The 17748-nt window shown below is 67.6% G+C and carries 22 protein-coding genes; 5 read left to right on the top strand and 17 right to left on the bottom strand.

From position 1 onward, the window contains the following. Nucleotides 1–71: 71 nt before the first annotated feature. From ACW173_RS20490 to ACW173_RS20555, 14 genes are all read right to left on the bottom strand, one after another. A complete protein-coding gene (locus tag ACW173_RS20490) occupies nucleotides 72–1502 on the bottom strand; it encodes a PQQ-like beta-propeller repeat protein (RefSeq protein WP_492081906.1) in 1431 nt (476 codons plus the stop codon). Continuing rightward, entirely contained in the window at nucleotides 1499–2269 is a 771-nt protein-coding gene (locus ACW173_RS20495) for a tetratricopeptide repeat protein (protein ID WP_492081907.1), read from the bottom strand. The genes ACW173_RS20490 and ACW173_RS20495 overlap by 4 nt, the downstream gene beginning before the upstream one ends. Before the next feature lie 152 nt (nucleotides 2270–2421). Next, nucleotides 2422–3249, bottom strand: a complete 828-nt coding sequence (gene panB / locus ACW173_RS20500) for a 3-methyl-2-oxobutanoate hydroxymethyltransferase (protein WP_492086030.1) — start codon at nucleotides 3247–3249, stop codon at nucleotides 2422–2424. Nucleotides 3250–3359: 110 nt separating this feature from the next. Beyond that, the gene (locus ACW173_RS20505; RefSeq protein ID WP_492081908.1) at nucleotides 3360–3740 is read right to left on the bottom strand and encodes a hypothetical protein; all 381 of its coding nucleotides are present in this window, start codon (nucleotides 3738–3740) and stop codon (nucleotides 3360–3362) included. Next, entirely contained in the window at nucleotides 3733–4317 is a 585-nt protein-coding gene (locus ACW173_RS20510) for an RNA polymerase sigma factor (RefSeq protein WP_492081909.1), read from the bottom strand. The genes ACW173_RS20505 and ACW173_RS20510 overlap by 8 nt, the downstream gene beginning before the upstream one ends. Before the next feature lie 23 nt (nucleotides 4318–4340). Beyond that, nucleotides 4341–4733, bottom strand: a complete 393-nt coding sequence (locus ACW173_RS20515; RefSeq protein WP_492086031.1) for a DUF6249 domain-containing protein — start codon at nucleotides 4731–4733, stop codon at nucleotides 4341–4343. Between the two features lie 109 nt (nucleotides 4734–4842). Continuing rightward, nucleotides 4843–5151: a hypothetical protein gene (locus ACW173_RS20520; protein WP_492081910.1), complete on the bottom strand. Its 309-nt coding sequence runs from the start codon at nucleotides 5149–5151 to the stop codon at nucleotides 4843–4845. Then, the gene (locus ACW173_RS20525; RefSeq protein ID WP_492081911.1) at nucleotides 5148–5663 is read right to left on the bottom strand and encodes an RNA polymerase sigma factor; all 516 of its coding nucleotides are present in this window, start codon (nucleotides 5661–5663) and stop codon (nucleotides 5148–5150) included. The genes ACW173_RS20520 and ACW173_RS20525 overlap by 4 nt, the downstream gene beginning before the upstream one ends. Then, nucleotides 5663–6073: a hypothetical protein gene (locus tag ACW173_RS20530; protein ID WP_492081912.1), complete on the bottom strand. Its 411-nt coding sequence runs from the start codon at nucleotides 6071–6073 to the stop codon at nucleotides 5663–5665. The genes ACW173_RS20525 and ACW173_RS20530 overlap by 1 nt, the downstream gene beginning before the upstream one ends. Nucleotides 6074–6084: 11 nt before the next feature. After that, nucleotides 6085–6261, bottom strand: a complete 177-nt coding sequence (locus tag ACW173_RS20535) for a hypothetical protein (RefSeq protein ID WP_492081913.1) — start codon at nucleotides 6259–6261, stop codon at nucleotides 6085–6087. Between the two features lie 47 nt (nucleotides 6262–6308). Next, nucleotides 6309–6977 (bottom strand): HAD family hydrolase, encoded by a 669-nt coding sequence (locus ACW173_RS20540; RefSeq protein WP_492081914.1) that lies wholly within the window; start codon nucleotides 6975–6977, stop codon nucleotides 6309–6311. A 125-nt stretch (nucleotides 6978–7102) separates the two neighbouring features. Continuing rightward, nucleotides 7103–7450: an ArsC family reductase gene (locus ACW173_RS20545; protein ID WP_492081915.1), complete on the bottom strand. Its 348-nt coding sequence runs from the start codon at nucleotides 7448–7450 to the stop codon at nucleotides 7103–7105. 51 nt (nucleotides 7451–7501) lie between these two features. Further along, nucleotides 7502–8173: a DNA alkylation repair protein gene (locus tag ACW173_RS20550; RefSeq protein ID WP_492081916.1), complete on the bottom strand. Its 672-nt coding sequence runs from the start codon at nucleotides 8171–8173 to the stop codon at nucleotides 7502–7504. Next, a complete protein-coding gene (locus ACW173_RS20555; RefSeq protein ID WP_492081917.1) occupies nucleotides 8173–8751 on the bottom strand; it encodes a 2'-5' RNA ligase family protein in 579 nt (192 codons plus the stop codon). The genes ACW173_RS20550 and ACW173_RS20555 overlap by 1 nt, the downstream gene beginning before the upstream one ends. A 140-nt stretch (nucleotides 8752–8891) precedes the next feature. Here ACW173_RS20555 and ACW173_RS20560 point away from each other — a divergent pair, with 140 nt between their 5' ends. From ACW173_RS20560 to ACW173_RS20580, 5 genes are read left to right on the top strand one after another with little or no spacing between them, the layout of a single operon-like run. Further along, nucleotides 8892–9275 (top strand): BlaI/MecI/CopY family transcriptional regulator, encoded by a 384-nt coding sequence (locus tag ACW173_RS20560; RefSeq protein WP_492086032.1) that lies wholly within the window; start codon nucleotides 8892–8894, stop codon nucleotides 9273–9275. Next, the gene (locus ACW173_RS20565; protein ID WP_492081918.1) at nucleotides 9265–10719 is read left to right on the top strand and encodes a M56 family metallopeptidase; all 1455 of its coding nucleotides are present in this window, start codon (nucleotides 9265–9267) and stop codon (nucleotides 10717–10719) included. The genes ACW173_RS20560 and ACW173_RS20565 overlap by 11 nt, the downstream gene beginning before the upstream one ends. Before the next feature lie 48 nt (nucleotides 10720–10767). Beyond that, entirely contained in the window at nucleotides 10768–12276 is a 1509-nt protein-coding gene (locus tag ACW173_RS20570) for a GMC oxidoreductase (protein ID WP_492081919.1), read from the top strand. Then, nucleotides 12273–12614 (top strand): hypothetical protein, encoded by a 342-nt coding sequence (locus tag ACW173_RS20575; protein ID WP_492081920.1) that lies wholly within the window; start codon nucleotides 12273–12275, stop codon nucleotides 12612–12614. The genes ACW173_RS20570 and ACW173_RS20575 overlap by 4 nt, the downstream gene beginning before the upstream one ends. A gap of 32 nt (nucleotides 12615–12646) precedes the next feature. Then, nucleotides 12647–12832, top strand: coding sequence for a hypothetical protein (locus tag ACW173_RS20580; RefSeq protein WP_492081921.1), 186 nt, complete (start codon nucleotides 12647–12649; stop codon nucleotides 12830–12832). Between the two features lie 166 nt (nucleotides 12833–12998). Here ACW173_RS20580 and ACW173_RS20585 read toward each other — a convergent pair whose 3' ends face one another. From ACW173_RS20585 to ACW173_RS20595, 3 genes are all read right to left on the bottom strand, one after another. Next, nucleotides 12999–13454, bottom strand: a complete 456-nt coding sequence (locus ACW173_RS20585; protein WP_492081922.1) for a DUF2147 domain-containing protein — start codon at nucleotides 13452–13454, stop codon at nucleotides 12999–13001. Between the two features lie 133 nt (nucleotides 13455–13587). Next, on the bottom strand, nucleotides 13588–14316 hold the full coding sequence (locus tag ACW173_RS20590; RefSeq protein ID WP_492081923.1) for a response regulator: 729 nt from the start codon (nucleotides 14314–14316) through the stop codon (nucleotides 13588–13590). 125 nt (nucleotides 14317–14441) lie between these two features. After that, complete coding sequence (locus ACW173_RS20595) at nucleotides 14442–17681, bottom strand: autotransporter outer membrane beta-barrel domain-containing protein (protein ID WP_492081924.1); 3240 nt, start codon at nucleotides 17679–17681, stop codon at nucleotides 14442–14444. Between the last annotated feature and the right edge of the window lie 67 nt (nucleotides 17682–17748).

Consider the following 17748-nt stretch of genomic DNA (forward strand, 5'->3'; position numbering starts at 1 on the left):
GGCCAGCTTTCGCGGACCCGGGCTCAAGAGCATTTCAAGTTGTCGAACGGGCCCGGAAGGACCCGCTTTGGTTATCGGATGGCGACCAGTTCGGCCTCGTCCGTCACCAAGTAGATCATGTCGCCGACCGCGATCGGGTTCAGCAAAACCGGGGCGCCGATCTTCAGGGTCTTTTCCTTGGCGCCGGTCTTGGCGTTCAGGGCGACGGCTTCACCAGTGCTGGACACCGTGATCAGGCGACCATTGGCCAGGATCGGGGTCGACCACAGGATCGGATGCTTGGCGCGCTTCTTCTTCTGCTTCTTGGACAGGCTCTCGGTGTTGTTGAGGTCCTGAATCCAGTAGACCGAGCCGTTCTCGCGCGAGACGCAGATAACCTGGCCGGCCTTGTCGACGACGAAGACGACGTCGCCGGCGGCCCACGGCGTGGTGATCGCGGTCACCGGCAGGCTCCAGCGGGCCTGGCCCGTGCGCAGGTCGGTGGCGGCGAACACGCCCGAGTGGCTGACGGCGAAGACGTCGCCCTTGTAGATCACCGGGCGGCCCGGGATGTCGCGGATTTCCGACAGCGCGTTCGTGCGGCTGGCGCGGCTCAAGGCCTCGCTCCACAGGTCGTTGCCGTTGGTGGTGCGCAGGGCCACCAGTTCGCCCGAGGCGAAGCCGGCCACCACGGTGTCGCCGCTGACGGCTGGGCTGGAGGCGGCCAGGATACGAGCCGGTTCGCTGAGGGCCTGGTAGGTCCAGCCTGGCGCGCCGTTCTCGGTGGAATAGGTCAGCAGTTCGTTGTCGGTCGAGACCACGAACAAGCGGCCGTCGACGACGGTCGGGGCGCCGTGGATCGGCGTCGAGGTCTGCTGGCTCCAGCCCAGATTGCCGGTCGCGGCGTCGATCTGGGCCACGAAGCGGAAGCCCGAGGCGACATAGAGCTTGTTGTCCGGACCGACGGCGACGCCGCCGCCGAAGCCCAGGCGGTCGTTCTTCTTGGGCATCAGGCCCAGGAAGCCGCCCTTGATGGTGGGGCCGGCGGCCGGACGCAGGTCCTTGCGCCAGATCTGCGAGCCGGACTTGGCGTCGATGGCCACGACGTCGGCTTCACCGTCCATCACATAGATGCGGCCGTCGGCGGATACCGGCGGGGCGGTGACGTGGAACTTCTTCCCGCTCTTCTTGCCGAAACCCTTCTTCCAGGCGATCTGGAAGCCCTTGCCCGCGTCGACATGCTCGATCGACTGCTCGGCGTTGCCGCCTGGCAGGCGCCATTCGGTCTGGGCTACGGGTTCGGGCAGGAAGAAGTCGGCGCCCTTCAGCGATTCATTGGCCTCGACCTTCTGGTCGAAGGCGATGATCGAGATCCGCTGCCCCTGGCTGGCCGTGGACTTGTTCTTGTCCTTGCCGCCAAAGGGATTGAGCTTCGAAACCGTCGAGCAGCCGGTGACGGCCATGGACGCGGACATCAGCGCGACCAGGGCGACGGAACGCTTGGAGATCATCAGGCGGCTCATTGCGTGGCGTTGGGGGCGGCGGCGGCGTCGGGCGCGAGGCCGGCCGGCGGTTGGCCGATCGGAGGCATCGGGGGCAGTTTGGCGGCGGCCTTCACGGCCGCGCCTAGTTCCTTGGCGGCGCCCGAGTCGATCAATTGCATGGCCGCCTGGGCGCGTTGGCGAACGTCTTCGGACGTGCTGGTGTCGAGCGAGTTGGCCAGGATGACGAATTCGGCGCGCGCGCCGGCCAGATCGCCGGCCTGCAGCTTCGCGAACGCCAGGGCTTCCTTGGCGTAGACGCGATACGGACTCTTTTCCCCCGCCAACGGCGTCAACCTCGACTCGATGTCCTTGTACGAGGCGGTGTCCATCAGGGCGAAGGCGGATTTGAGGCGGGCTAGGTCACCCAACAGCACATTCGGCGCGGCCTTGGCGGCTTCGTCGAAATAACCCACCGCTTCGGCGGTCTTGTTGGCTTCCAGGCGGATATCGCCCATCTGCAGCAGAGCCAGGGCCTTGTAGCCCTTGGCGTCGGTGTCGGCGACGGTCTTGAACTGGCCGAAAGCCTTGTCCGGCCCTTGCTTCTGGGCGGTTTCCAGCGCGGCCTGGTAGCTTTCCGAGGCCTTGTTGGCCTGGGTCGTCTGATACGAGGTCCAGCCCCAGTAGCCGCCGACGCCGATCACCACGGCCGCCGTCGCCGCCGCCACCCAGGGCAGCGACTTCACCGCCAGGCTGCGATAGCGCTCCGACCGAAGCTGCTCTTCGACTTCGTCAAAAACATCGACCACGAAACGAGGCTCCGAAACGGGCGAGGCCCCCCTTGGACGTCGCGCCCGAACTTGGCCGACGTCGCTGGTTTAAGACAGAATGTGGCTAGCGGAGGGCCGCTCGCCGAGGCGGCGAACCTATAGCGTGCCGCGCCGTGCCGCAACGAGCCGTTTCAGGGCTTTTTGGCGTAGTAGGTCTCGGCCTCGCCGGGGAAGCTGCGATCCTTCACGTCACGCGCGTACTCGGCGGCGGCGCGGGTGATCTCGCCCTTCAGGTCGGCGTAGCGGCGGACGAACTTCGGGGTCCAGTCGAACAGGCCCAGCATATCGTCGGTGACCAGGATCTGACCATCGCAGCCGGCCGAGGCGCCGATGCCGATGGTGGGCGCGTCAATGGCGGCGGTGATCTCGCGGGCCAAGGCCTCGGCCACGCCCTCGACCACCACGGCGAAGGCGCCAGCGTCGGCGGTGGCCCGGGCTTCTTCCAGGATGCGCTCGCGCTCGGCGGCGTCCTTGCCCTTGGCCTTGAAGCCGCCGTCGACAAGCACGGCCTGTGGGCGCAGGCCCACGTGACCCATGACCGGCACGCCGCGCTGGGTCAGGTAGCGGATGGTGTCGGGCACCGTCGGGCCGCTTTCGACCTTCACCGCCTGGGCCCCGGTTTCCTTCATGATCCGCACGGCGTTGGCATAGGCCTCCTCCTGCGAGCCTTCGTAGGAGCCGAAGGGCATGTCGATCACGACCATGGCCCGCCTGGAGCCGCGCATGACCGCCTGGCCGTGCAGGATCATCATCTCCAGGGTCACGCCGACGGTGTTGGGCAGGCCGTGGACGACCATGCCCACCGAATCTCCGACCAGCAGCAGGTCGCAGGCCTCGTCCAGGGCCGCCGCGACCGGGGCCGTATAGGCCGTCAGACAGACGACGGGCACGCCACCCTTGCGGGAGGCGATGTCGGGAGCGGCCAGACGGCGGACCGTCTCTTCACGATGGGCGGACAGGGCGAGCGCTCCCTAGCGGTTTTTCCTTGGGCGCCGTTTGTGGGCCGGATCGCGCCGCACCGCAACATGAACGGCGCCAAGGAAAACCGCCAGGGAGCGCTCGGAGAGGCCTAGAAGTCCTCGACCGCGCGCGTGACGAAAAAGGCGATCGCCACCACCGCCAGTCCCGCCGCCAACCAGACGGCCTCGGCGCTGGACGGGGTGGTCAGCACCGCGTTGAACTTGGCCAGGCCCGCGCTGATCTCGTTCTCCAGGCTGTGGCTGCCGTTCTTCGACAGCTGGGCGACCTCGCTGGAGAAGCGGGTCGTCAGAATCTGGAATGCGGCGAACAAGCCGGCCAAGACGCCAGCGCCGCCAATGAACATGCGGCGCATCATCCAGCCGCGGTCCAGCTTGGCCGCGACCTCGGCGTTGAACAGCGAAGCGTCCGGAAAAGACGGCGCCTCGGAGAACATGCGGCTCAGCTGGGCTTCGAAATCGGGTTCAGCCATTAGCTTCCCTCCTCGCGCCTTCCTCGGGTCGGGCGAGTTTCGCCCGAAGTTTGTCCAAACCACGTTTGACATGGGATTTGACCGTGCCGATCGGGATACTCAAGGCCTCCGCCGCCTCGCCGTGGGACCAGTCGGCCCCGTAGCAGAGGGAAACGCACAGGCGCTCTCCGCGAGACAGCGTCTTCAGCGCCTCGTCGAGGTCGATCCGGCTGGCGGCGTCCTTCGACGCGGCGCCCACCATGACGTCCTCCACCGGTTCGATGGTGTCCGAGAAGATCAGCCGCGCCTCGCGCTTGACCTTCTTCAGATAGAGCCGCGCGGCGATCTTCCTGATCCAGGCGCCGAACGTCCCCTCGCCGCGAAACTCGGCGGCCTGTTCGAAACCCGTCATGAACGCGTCCTGGGCCAGGTCGTCGGCGGTGGCCGAGTCGGCGCCCAGGCGTCTCAGCAGACCCCGGACGGCCGAGCCGTGCCGTCGCACCAGCTCCCCGTAGGCCCGGCGGTCGCCGCCCGCCGCGAGCGCGGCGAGTTCGACATCGTGACCGGTTGGCGGGCGTTCCATGCCCATTGGATTCAAGCCCCTCCCAAGGCCTCGAGGCTCTAGACCCGCTCTTCCTTGTTCGGATTGAAGAAGCTCAGGACGATGAAGGCCAGGCCGATCACGGCCGGGATGCAGGCGATGCCGAAGCCGTCGAAATCGCCGTCGCCGTGGATGAAATCACCGAAGTATGTGGCTCCGGCGATGCCGATCCCGATGGCCAGCCAGATCACGCCGGTGCGCAGGTCGCGCAGGCGGGTCGGCGGGGTCTTGACCGAGCGGGTCATCGCCTCGATCACCTCGGGCGGGACCGGCTGGCCCTTTTCGATAGCCACGCGCAGGGTGCGCTGCATTTCGCGACGCTCGCGGCTTTTAAAGTAGAAAGGCAGCACGACGACGGCGACGATCATCATGCAGCCGACGACGGGAACGACGATTTCCGGACCCATTTCAATTCCTCCGACAGCTTGTTGGACGACGCCCCCGCGCCGCCTTCACTAGTAAGAGGCGTTCATGGCCTCGTTTGGAGGCGCCCGCCCGGATGAAACTTTCGTAAGGCCAATTTCAGCCGACCAGCAAGCCCAGGCGACGCCAGACACCGGGACCGCCGGCCATCACCACCGCGGCGATGAAGGCCAGCACGGCGGCGGTCGGCGCCAGACTGGGCGCGATCGCGGATACAGCCGCATTCAGCGCCGGCGCGCAGGCCCACAAGACCAGGGCGCTGGCCCCGGCCCCGATCACGACGGTCTTGAGTTGCTCCAGGAACGCCTGCTGCTCGACCCGCTTCATCACCTCGGCGGCGAAGATATCGGCGCGGCTCTGCTTGGGCGTTTCGCCCAGGAAGGCCGAGAGTTGATCGTCCAGGTTCATCGCGAACCTCCCATAACCGCCAGCAGCCGCTCGCGGCCACGGACAACATGCGATTTGACCGTGCCCAGGGGAAGCCCCAAGGCCTGGGAGACCTCGGCATGCGACCAGCCTTGGCCCAAGCACAGAGTGACACACGCCCGCTGGTCTTCCGGCAGGGTCGCCAGGGCCGTCTCCAAGGCCATGCGGTCCTCGGGCGCGATCTCGGCGGCGGTCTCCAGTTCCTGCTCGCCCCGCCAGGCTTCGTCGCGAGCGGCGGCGCGCTGGGCGCCGCGCCGTTGCGACAGGGCCTTCCTCCACGCCACGCCGTACAGCCAGGCCCGAAAGCCCTCGTCGTCCCGCAGCTTGTGAAGGCCGCCCCAGGCCGCCACGAAGGCTTCCTGGGCGATGTCGTCGGCGTCGATCCAGCCGCTCTTGCGCAGGAAACCCCGCAAGGGCTTTTCGTGGATCGCCATCAGCCGGGCGAAGGCGCCCCGAGACCCCGCGCGCGCCTGCCTGACGAGCGCGGCGTCCATCAGATGGTCGGCCCCTTCTGGTCCAGCACCACCTGCACCAGGGTCGCCGCGCACAGGGCGCCCAAGACGAAGGCCACGATCACGAAGGCCTCTCCGGCGCCGAACATGTTGGTCGCCGCGGCGACGGCGAAGCCGGAAGCCAGCAGGCCAAATAGCACCACCTGATACCAGCCGCGCTCCCGACGGCGGCGATAACGCGGACGCTCATCCTCATCGTCGTCATGCAGACGGCGGCTGATCTTGCTCAGCAGTTCCGCCGGCGGTTCACGGCCCGAAGCGACATAGGTCTTGATCAGGTCCAGGGCCTCGCGGCGCGAGCGGTATTGCAGCCAGGTCCGGAAAGCGCCCAGCAGCATGAAGCCCACGGGGAAGATCAGCCACCAGAATTGCCAGAAGATTTGCTCGGACATGTCGGCTCCCCTTAGCGCGCGCGGTTGATCAGGGCGGCGGGCGGCTCGCGGCCAGCGGCCGCCAGTTCGCGCAGCACCTGGGCCAGGTCGCGACGCGACCGATACTCCAGCCACGAACGGAAGATCCCCGTGGCCATGAAGCCCATCGGGAACAGTAGCCACCAGAAGTGCCAGAACAGATTGTCCATCGGTCGATCCCTTCGATCAGAGGCGCGATCTCTCGCGCCTTCGAAGGTTAGTCGCCGCCGACCGCCGCCTTGGATGCGCCGACATACGAAATAATTTCGGACATCGAGCTGAAGGACACCGTGGGCTGGTGCTGGGCCAGGATCGAGGGCTTGGCGTAACCCCAGCCGACGGCGCCGCAGTCCAGACCCACCGCGCGAGCGGCCTCGATATCGCGGGTCTCGTCGCCGATGCAGATGACCTTGTCGCGGGACACGCCCTTGGCGGTCACCTGCTTGAACTTGCGGGCCTTGCCAAACAGCGACGCGCCGCAGGCATAGAGGCTGATCAGATTGCCCAGTTCCTCGCCCAGCACCCGGCGGATCACCGCCTCGCTGTTGGAGCTGACCACCGCGATCTTCACGCCACCTTCGTGCAAGGCGCGCAGCATCCTGGCGGTCTCGGGAAACAGCGGGATCGTGTGGGCGTCGGCGGCCATCAGCTTCTTGCCGGCCCGCGCGATCAGCGGAAGCTTCCAGGGCGAGACGCCCAGATAACGGATGACTTCGCGGGTGCTGCGGCCGCGCAGCATCTCGATCTCGTCATCGGTGACGGTCTTGAAGCCGTACCGTCGCGCCATCGGGTTGACGGCCCGCATCATCCACGCCGCGCTGTCGGCCAGCGTGCCGTCGAAGTCGAAGATGACCAGCTCGTATCGCGAGACGGCGTATTCCCCCACGCGTCTATGCCCCCACCTTGAGTCCGTTTCAGCCGAACGTTCCGTCCAGTGATAGACCGATCCCTCGCAAGTTGTCGTCTTAAACTTCGCCCAGCAGGCGACGGAAAGCGTGGACAATTCGCGGCTTAGCTTAGCGCCGTCTCGTAGATATCAGGCTTGAAGCCGACCAGGCGGCGGTCGCCCAGGTCCAGCACAGGACGCTTGATCATCGACGGCTGGGCCAGCATCAGGCCGATGGCCTTGTCGGCGTCCAGGTTCTGCTTGTCCATCTCGTCCAGCTTGCGGAATGTCGTGCCGGCGCGGTTCAGGATCGTCTCCCAGCCATGCTCCTCGACCCAGCCTTCCAGGGTGGCGCGGTCGACGCCGGCGGTCTTGTAGTCGTGGAAGGCGTAGGCGTGGCCGCGCTCTTCCAGCCATTTACGGGCCTTGGCGACCGTGTCGCAGTTCTTGATGCCGTACATCGTCGCGGTCATGGCCGGGCCTCCTTCGGGCGACGAATCCACGCCGCTTGTTCTCCCCCTGCCCTAGCCCGCCTGGTTCCGTCGGTTCAACTGCCGCAGGGCGTCCTTGCCGTTCCAGCGGGCCGTCGCATCCGGCATCGCCGCCAGCCGCGCGGCGCGGTCCAGGGCGGCGGCCTTCAGGACCGTGCTCTTGCGCGAGCCGATCGCCCGCAGCGCCCAGTTGACGCCCTTCTTGACGAAATTTCTCGGATCCGTGGCCGCCGCCTCGATCAGCGGCAAGCGCGCCAGAAACACCGCGTCCGGCATCTCCTTGCGATGCAAGGCCACGCTGGCCAGCAGGGCGAAGGCGGCGCGCTTGTCGAACTCGCCCTCCAGGGTCGCCCACTGGTCGATCTTGTCCAGGGCGTGCGGCGTGCGGTCGAAGAGGTCGAAACACAGGGTGTCGGTCACCGCCCAGCTGTCGAACTCGGCGCGCCAGGCGTCCATCTGCCCGGGCGTGACCAGCTGGGGATCATCGACCATGCCGGCCAGCAGCCGCGCCTCGTACCAGCGGGTGTCCCACAGGGCCTGGGCGAGGGCGTGGTCACGGCCCAGCCGCTTGGACAGCGTGCGCAGCTGGCCCACCGCCACGCCAAAGGCCTTCTCGTAGGTGATCGCGAAGCCGGCCATGCGCTCGCGATAGCCGTCGTCGCCGAGTGTTTCCAGGTCCTGGAGAACCTCGGCGACCGTCGCCATCAGCTCAGCCCCCACTCGCCGAGCACGATATGCTGGGTCTGGCCCAGCTTGCTCTGCGCCAGCACGAAGCGGTCGACCGTCCAGCGGATCGGCGCGACCTCTTGGGCCGGGATCACCTGGCCGTCGTAGAGCAGCGTGATGTGCGGGGTGAAACTCTTGTCCGGCTTGAGGCCCGCGCCGGCCATCTTGAGGCCCAGCGCCTTCTGGAAGGCGATCAGGTCCCGCACGCCCTCCCCGCCTTGCAGGGTGAAAGGGTTGTTGCCCGGACGATTGGCGAAGCTGACAGCCTTGTCGAACACGACCTCGAACGGGGCGTGGGCCAGCGCCGCGCCCGCGATCTTCCCCCTGGCGACCATGTCATTCGGCAGACCCACATAGTCGCCAAGATGCTGCAAGGTGATGTGAAAGCGGTCGGTCAGCAGGGGCTGGCCGCGCAGGCCGAAGCTCTCCTTGAGCCGGCGAGCCTCGCGCGCGATCCGCTCGGCGGTCTGGGCGTCCGGATAAAGCAGGAACATCAGCCGGTCGGTCGGCGTGGGCGGGTCGAAGCCCGGCAGGCCCATCTGCAACGTGTCGGCCATCCGGCTCCCTCCTTGGTCGCCGCCAGGATTACGCCGCTTCGGCTCTCCCTCCAACTGGGCCGGCAAACCCCGCATTACATTTCGTTTACGTGCGTAATCGTTGACTTGACGCGATCGTTTACGTGCGTAATCGTCAGGACATGGACACGAACACGCACCGCATCAGCGCCGCCGAGAGCGAAGTCATGAAGGTCCTGTGGCTCGACAGCCCCAAGGCCGCCGAGGACGTCGTGGCGATCTTGACCAAGGAACAGGGCTGGGCCGAGGGCACGGTGAAGACCCTGCTCAACCGCCTGCTGACCAAGGGCGCGATCGCCGCCGAGAAGGATGGCCGCCGTTTCCTCTACCGCCCGCTGATCGGCCGCGACGACTATGTCGACACCGAGAGCCAGGGCCTGCTGGACCGCCTGTTCGACGGTCGCCTGGCGCCGTTGGTCAGCCACTTCTCCAAGCGCGAGAAGCTGGCGCCCGAGGATGTCGCCGAACTGCGCCGCCTGCTGGAGAAGCTCGACGATGGCCAATGAGGTCTTTCCTTTCCTGCTGAAGGCCAACCTGGCCTTGGCGGCGGCCGTGCTGCTGGTGCTGGCCCTGCGAAAGCCGGTCCGAGCCGCGTTCGGCGCCCGTAGCGCCTATGCCCTATGGCTGGTCGTCCCGTTGTCGATCGTGGCCCTGTTGCTTCCAGCGCGCACCGTCACCCTGCCCGCGCCGACAGCGACCAAGCCCGCGCTCGCTGTCGAAGCGTCGGCGCCGGCCGTCCCCGCCCTCAAGCCCGTCCCCGGACCGGCGCGAACCCTCCCGATCGGTGAGATCGTCCTAGGCCTGTGGCTCGCCGTCACCCTTGGCGCCCTGGTCGTCCAGGCCGAGCGCCAGCGGCGGTTCGTGCGTTCGCTGGGCAAGCTCAGCGCCGCCGATGGCCTGCTGTGGTCCGATCGCCCCGGCGTCGGCCCCGCCGTGATCGGCGCCCTGGCGCCGCGCGTGGTGCTGCCGGCCGACTTCGCCCATCGGTTCTCGCCTGAGGAACAGGCCCTGATCCTGGCGCACGAGAAGAACCACCTGGCCGTCGGCGACGCCCAGATCAACGCCGCCGTGACGGCGCTGCAGTGCCTCTTCTGGTTCAACCCGCTGATCCATGTCGGCGCGGCGGTCCTGCGGATCGACCAGGAGATCGCCTGCGACGCCGCCGTGCTGGCGCGCCACCCCAAGACCCGCCGCGCCTATGGCGAAGCCATGCTGAAGACCCAGCTGGCGCTGTTCGCCCCGCCGCTGGGCTGCCATTGGCCAGCCTCGGCCAACAAACAACTGAAGGAGCGTTTCACCTTGCTCGCCCATCATCACGCTAATCGCCGCCGCCACCTGGCCGGCGCCGCCGCCGTCGCCGTCTTGAGCCTGTCGGCCGGCGTCGCCGCCTGGGCGGCCCAGCCGGCGCAGGTCGTCCAGCAGAGCCCCGAACAGGCCAAGCGCGCCATCGCCCGCCACCTCGGCCAGCCCTTGTTCGACGCCGTCCGCGCCGGTGACGTCGCAACCGTCCGTGAACTGATCGCTCTGGGCGCGAACGCCAACGCCGTTCTGCCCGGTGACGGCTCGCCGCTGATCGAGGCCGCGCGCCGTGGCCGAATGGAGATCGTCCAGATGTTGCTGGCGGCCGGCGCGGATCCGAACCTGGCCGTACGCGGCGACGGCGCCCCGCTGATCCAGGCCTCCCTCTCCGGCCAGCTGGAGATCGTTCGCCTGCTGGTGGAGCACGGCGCCAATGTCGAGGTCTTCGTCCCTGGCGACGAGACCCCACTGATCAACGCCGCCCAGGCCGGCGATCTGCGTGTCGTCGCCTATCTCGTCGAACGCGGCGCCGACGTGAACCGCGCGGTGCCCGCCAATCCGGGCCAGATGCGTTCGCCCATGAGCGAGGCCCGCCGCAACGGCCACGCCGACGTCATCAACTACCTGAAGAGCCGGGGCGCGCGGTCCTAAGGGATCCACCCCGAAACTTTCCCTTTAAAATCAGCGAGTTTCAAAACGATGGCGATCATCGACGCCCGAACTTTGCCTGACGCCAGCCAAATCCAGGCCGACTTGCTGATCATCGGCGGCGGCCTGGCCGGCATCGCTTTGGCCAAGGAGCTGGCCGGCGGCCCGCTGAAGGTCGTGATCCTGGAGAGCGGCGGCCTGGAGATCGACATGGAAAATCAGGCGCTCTACGCCGGCTCGGGGGTCCAGACGGCGCCGGGCAATCCCGACCGCCCGTTTGACGACTATCCGATCCAGTCCCGGGTTCGCGCCCTGGGCGGCTCCGGCATGGTCTGGGGCGGCAAGTGCGCGCCGCTGGATCCGGCCGACTTCGCCGAGCGGGCCTGGATCCCGCACAGCGGCTGGCCCGTCACCCGTGCGCAGATGCAGCCCTATTACGACCGGGCCTGCGACCTGCTGGAGATCCCGCGCTTTCCGCTGGAGCGACCCGCCTCGACGCAGGCCAATCTGCAGCCCCTGGCGCTGGACCCCGCCGACGGCTTCTTCCCGGCCCCGCGCGAGTTCTCCAAGTTCACGGGCGGAAGGGACAAGGCCGCCTTCGACGCCTTTCGCACCCGGTTCGCCAACGCGCCGAACATCACCGTCTATCTGTACGCCAACGTCCTGAAGATCCGGCGCGAGGCTGACCAGATCATCGGTCTCGACGTCGCTTGCCTGAATGGCAAGCGCCACACGGCCAAGGCCGCGCGCTATGTGCTGGCGACCGGTGGCATCGAGAACGTCCGCCTGCTGCTGGCGTCCGGGAACCTGGGTAACGGGAACGACCTGGTCGGCCGCTTCTTCCAGGGTCACGTCACCTGCTCGAACGACGGCGACGCTGGGAACGAGGGTACGGCGATCGCCATCTCGCGCGCCGCGCCGATGGAGCTCTACGCCCCCGGCAAGGGCCTGATGTCCCACTGCGTGATCGGTTCCGGTCTGAAGGCCCAGACCCGGATGAGGACCGGCAACTTCACCGCCACCCTGTTCCGCGCCGATGTACCCGACCCCGACAGCAAGACGATCGCCAAGGCCAACGCCCGCGAGGGCGAGGGCGAGGGCGAGGGCCAGCTGCTCGGCTATTTCGCCATGACCGAGCACTTTCCCAACCCCGACAGCCGGGTGACTCTCGATCCGGAGCACAAGGACGCCCTGGGGATGCCGCGCGTGCGGCTGACCTGGACCTATGGCCCCGAGGACCATGCCGGCCTGGAGCGCTCGGTCACCGGCCTCGCCGACGCCCTGGGCGCTTCTGGCGAAGGTCGGATGTGCTGGGCGATCCCCCGGGGCAAGCTGCTGGCGATCTCCAGCGCCTCGCGCCACCACATGGGGACGACGCGCATGCACTCCGATCCCGGGAAGGGCGTCGTCGACGCGGACCTGCGTCTGCACGAAACCAAGAACCTCTATGTCGCCGGCAGCTCGGTGTTCCCGACCTCCGGTATCGCCAACCCCACCCTGACCATCCTGGCGCTGTGCATGCGCCTGGCCGACCATCTCAAGAGCGAGACCATCCGATGACCAGCCGTCGCGATCTCTTGGCCGCCCTCGTCGCGCTGGCCGCCACACCCGCCCTGGCGCGCGCGTCGGACGCCTTCGCCGGCCTGGATCCCGCCGCCGTCCGCCGGATCGGCGAGGCTTGGCGCAAACAGCACCCGACCGCCTCCGCCCGTGAGCTCACGAACCGCCTGTTCCCCGCCGGGCGCGGCCCAGGCGCCCTGCCTCGCCTTCGCGCCCAGGCCGCCGCCGACTTCCGCGAGGGCGCGGTGTTCACCTATCGTGGCTGGCGCCTGTCTGACACGGAAGGCTCGCTGTTCGCCCTGCTGTCGCTGGAGCCCAAGGAACCCCGGCCGGCATGACGGGTTGGCTTGCTCAGCAGAGGAGATCCGTCATGCCCCAGGGCGACAAGAGCAAGTACACCGACAAGCAGGAGCGCAAGGCCGACCACATCGCCGAAGGCTACGAGGACAGGGGCGTTTCGGAGAAGGAAGCCGAGCGCCGCGCTTGGGCCACGGTCAACAAGCAGGACGGCGGCGGCAAGAAGCCCGGCGGGTCCGGCCGCCACAAGCACCACTGATCGGCGGGCTCCCCGACGTCCATCCGCCACGGGGGGGGGGAAGGCTGAGACGGAGGCCAGCGTGTGGGTGAACGCTACGCGGCTTACGTCGCCCGCGCCGTTGAAGCGGCCCGGGTTGCCAAGACGGACCGTTGACCTCCGACCCGGAACTCGCCCCCCGAAGCCGCTAGAGCGCCCGGCCGGTCGACGCGGTGTCGACCCGAGTCCAGGTCTGCGACTTGCACAGGAAGTTGGGCAGCAGGCAGCCCTTGGCCTTGAGCGAGGCGCGATCCAGCAGACGGACCTGGCCCGAGAAGGTCATGTCCAGGTCGGGCACATAGACCCGCCCCTTCCACTCGTTGGGATCCGAGGCGGAAAAGTCGCGCAGCAGCTGCATACCGACCAGATCCTGGTTGTTCTTCTTCTTCACGTCGGCCCGCGCCTCGGCATTCGCCCAGACGACATAGCCGCAGGTGCGCGTCTCGCACGGTTTGATCTCGATGTGGACGCTGCCCTTGGGGTTGCGCCAGACACCGTAGACGTCACCCGGCTTGGGCGGCGCGACATCGGCGGCGAGCGATGCGCTCGCCATGCTCGACAACGCCAGAACGGCCGCCGCCAGCTGCGTATTCCTTCGGCTCATGAAGCCCTCTTCCAACTCACAGACCCGCGCCACCCTGATCGCGGGCGCACGCTAGACGTTCGATGGGATCAGGTGAAGCGGTCAGAATCGAGGCGGCCGCGCGTTTTCGGGCTCAGCCCTTCAGTGGGGCGACCTAGTCGACCACTATGCTTTCGACCGGCACGGTCAGTAGATAGCCCTGCCCGCGCACCGTCCGGATCAGGAGGTCGCCGCCGTCGACCCGCGCCAGCTTGGCCCGCAACCGGCTGACGATGACGTTGATCTGGCGCTCGCCGTCGGCGCGTTCACCGGTCTTGGGATCCTGTAACAGCCGAGCGCGCGGCACGATCTGTTGCGGACTGGCCAGTAGGGCGCTCAGCAGCGCGAATTCGCCCGAGGACAGCTCGACCCCACGGTCATAGGGGTCGAACAGCTGCCGGGTGATCAGGTTCAGCCGCCATCCGTCGAAGCGGAAGATATTGGCGCGCCCATCGTCGCCACGGCCCCGCATGCCCGCCTGACGGCGACGGAGCACCGAACGGATACGGGCCAGGAGCTCGCGCTGGCGGTAAGGCTTGGCCACATAGTCGTCGGCCCCGATCTCAAGCCCCACGACGATGTCGCTCTCGTCGGCCATCGCGCTGACCACGATCACGCCGGGCTGGGGCTGTTGGTTGCGCAGCCGGTTGCAGACCGAAAAACCGCCCTCGCCCGGCAGCATGATGTCCAACACCACAGCGTCGACCGGCACCGTGGTCAGGATCTTGTCCATCTGGCGGGCCGAAGACGCGGTGACCACCTCGTACTCGTGCCGACACAGCAGATCGTGCATCTGTGATCGCGAGGAATGGTCCGCATCGAGAAGTAGGATCCTTTGCCGCACGCCCGCTCTCCGTCCTCTGGTACGGGTTCAGGCTTAGCTAGGCGGCGCGGCGAAATTACTTTCCGTTTGTATTGCGAGGTTCGCGATTAAGGCGCGATTGTGGCGCAAATCCACAAGCAAGACGCCTAGAACATCGCCCGTCCCGAGAACCGCATGTAGTAGCGGGTCTGCTTCTTGGCGGCCTCCGCCCCGCCTTCCAGGGCCAGGTACGAGAAGGCCGAGCCGGCGCGGATGGCGAAGCCCAGGGTGGCCGCGCCCTGCTTGTCGGCGATCGAGGTCAGGGTGAACGACTCTCCGCCCCGGAAACGCGCCACGGTGTCGTCGATGTCGCCCGACAGCGTCTTGCGGTACCCGACTCGGACCTCTGGCCGCCACCACACCGCCTCGCCGAACTGGGCGCCTAGCACCAGGCCGACATCGCCGCTGAGATTGCTGAAGGCGCGCGCGTCGCGGATCAGGTCGAAACCGTCGCCGCCCCCCGTCTCGCTGCGTTTGCCTTCCGAGAAGTAGAGATAGTCGAGGCGGGTTTCTGGCCGGAGGAAGACTCCGCCGATCTTCTGCTCGTAGGCGATCCCGGCGAAGGCGTTGGCCATGGCCCCGTTCCAGTGGGCGACACTGGTGGCCGAGGCGTCAGCCAGACCGTCGCCGTCGACGTCCTCGCTGTAGAAGCTGCGGTCGCCGGTCAGCCAGCCATAGCCGGCCCCGCCGCCAAGATTGAAGCGCCAGCCGCCGACCGCGCGCCGCCAGTATAGGCCGGCCTGGACCATCGTGTTGACCGTGTGCTCGCCGGCCTTGGCGGTCGTGTCGTGCTCCTCGACATTGACCATGGCCAGGGTCACGCCCAATGCCCCGCCCGCATCGCCCATGGCCTCGTAGCCGGCGACGAAGCCGAAGGCGGCCGTGTCCGAACCCTGGTCGGTCCCGTCCTCGCGCTTCACCATGGTGTTGATCTGCTGCACCCAAACGCTGTCCGGGCCGTAGCGGTCGCCCAGGTCGGGTCGGACGGCGGTCGCGGCCGAGATCTGCTGGTTCACCGCCTGCAGGGCCGAGAACATGCCAATGCCCTGGTCGGGCAGCATCTGGTTGTAGAGATTGTAGAAGCCGTCGCGGGAGGACTGCTGCAGGAAGGCGCTGGCGATGTCGTCGTTCTTGGACAGGGCCGCGAACACCGCGTCATAGGCCGAGGCCTGGTTGGAGGTCATGCCCGCCTCGGTCGCTGTTCGGCGCCGCACGTCGATATTGATGCTGTTCCCCGACTGATAGGCGTCGGCGACATAGAGGTAGGGCGCGCTGCCCAGCAGGTCCTGGTCGATCGACCCGGCGGTCAGGCCGCCGGCCTGGATCACCTCGAAGGTCGAGGCGTTGGTCAGCAGGTTGTTGAGCACCAGGCCGAGCTTGGCGCCGGACTCGATGGTCGCGGTGTCGGCCACGATGCGGGTCCAGGTCCCCGAGGCCGGGTCGACGCTGAAGACCAACTTGCTGCTGCCGCCCAGGTTCAGGTTGGTGACCCTGAGGTCGTCGGTATTGGTCATCGCCAGCACGCCGTCGCCGACCGTGATGTTCAGGCGGCCGTCGCTGTCGGACAGGCTGGTCAGCACATAGGCCCCGCCGTCGATCTTCAGCGTGTCGGCGCCGTCGCCGAAGCTGATCGCGCCGATGACCGTGCCGTTCAGGACGTTGAGGCTATCGTCGCCCGAGCCGAACAGGACCTTGCCGATGATGGCCGGCTCGTCGGCGTCGTCCACGCCGTCGCCGTCCGTATCCGTGTCGGCCACCTCGTCGTCGCCGTCATCCCCGTCATTGACGCCCGTCTGGGTTAGCGTGACGCCCGTGGCGTTCGTGGAAACGTCGACGGCGATGGCCTTGCCGGTGATCGTCTCGTCCGAGGCGTCGGTATTGTCGTCGTCGGTGTCGTAGTCGTCGTCGGTGGCCACGACATAGGCCGCGATCGTGCCGGCGTTGTTGATGGTCGTCAGCGTGCCGGCGTTGTCGAGGATCGCGTAGGCGTCGCCCTTCTCGCCCGACACCGTGGCGCTGATCACCCCGTCATTGTTCAGCACACGAGCCACGGCGCCCGACTCGACGACCAGCGCCCGGGCCGACAACGCGCCCTCGGACACCGTCGAGGCGCTGATCGAGCCCGCGTTCCAGATCGTGTCGGCGACCGCGCCGGCCTTCAGCCGCAGGCCGTTGGTCTGGGCCTCGTAACCCGATGCGCCGACCGAACCGGTCACCCGTATGCCGTTGGCGATCAGTGTCTGGTAATCCGCGTCGCCGCCGATCTGCACGCCGGTGGTCTCGACGCCGTCATAGACGCTGTAGGCGCTGACCGCGCCCTTGATGATCAGACCATAGGCGTTGTCGCCTTCCCCCACCGCGCCGATGGTCACCGTGCTGGTGTCCGAGCCGATCTTCAGGGCCGGCGCGCCGCCATAAACGCTGATCGAGGACGAGCCTTCCGCGTTGTCCGCGACACCGTCGCCATCCTCGTCGTCGGTGGTGTCGTCATTGGTGTCGGTCGGCGGCACATCCAGCAGGACCCCGCCCGAGACGTTGGCGGCGATGTTCACCCCGCCGCCCCCCTCCAGCATGTCATCGGCGTCCAGCAACGCCCGGTCGTCCGGATCGCTGTAGCGCGAGGTGACGCGGTAGCCGGTCGAATAGACCGAGCCCTGAAGCACGAACGCCCCCTCGATCGGGGCGTCGACCGCCACGCCGACCGAGCCCGCGCCGATGACGCTGGTCGAGCCTTCGATCTGAACCTTGCCAGTGACCGGCGCGGCGATGCGGACGCCGTAGCCACGGTCGCCGGTGACGCTGATCGAGCCGGAGTGGACCAGGGTTCCAACCAGCGGCGCCTCGACGCTGATCCCCGCCGAGTCCATGCCCTCTATGGTGATCGAGCCGGAGTTGGTGATCGTACCGGTAAAGGGCTCGGTCCCGGTGACCTGGATCCCGTAGCGCCGCGAGCCCTTGGCGAAGAGGCCGTCATAGTCGCCGTCCTCGTCGGTGTCCTCGTAGTCGTAGTCTTCGGTCAGGCTGATCGAGCCGGCGCTGGTCACGGTCCCGGTCTTGCCGCCGATCACCAGGATGCCGACCGAATCGTCGACGCCGACGCTGGCCACACCCCCGTTCAGGGTGACGATGTTGTCACTGTTCAGGGTAACGATCGCGCCCGCGGTGCTGAGCGTGATGACGCCGTCCTCGGTGACCTTGACGTCGTCGGCGGCCCCGTCGTTCGGGCTCGCGGTGGTGATCGGCGTGGTCCGCGTGCTGCTGGTGACCTCGACCTCGGCGAAGGCGTGGCCGGCATAAAGAAGCAACGGGGCGGCGGCGGCCGTGGCGACGAGAAGCTTGCGCGGCATTGGGAACCTTCGAGGACAATCCCCGAAGGCCTAGCCGCCACGCTTGGCCACCGCGTGGCTGGCTTAT

Source organism: Caulobacter sp. ALps2 (assembly GCF_058681635.1).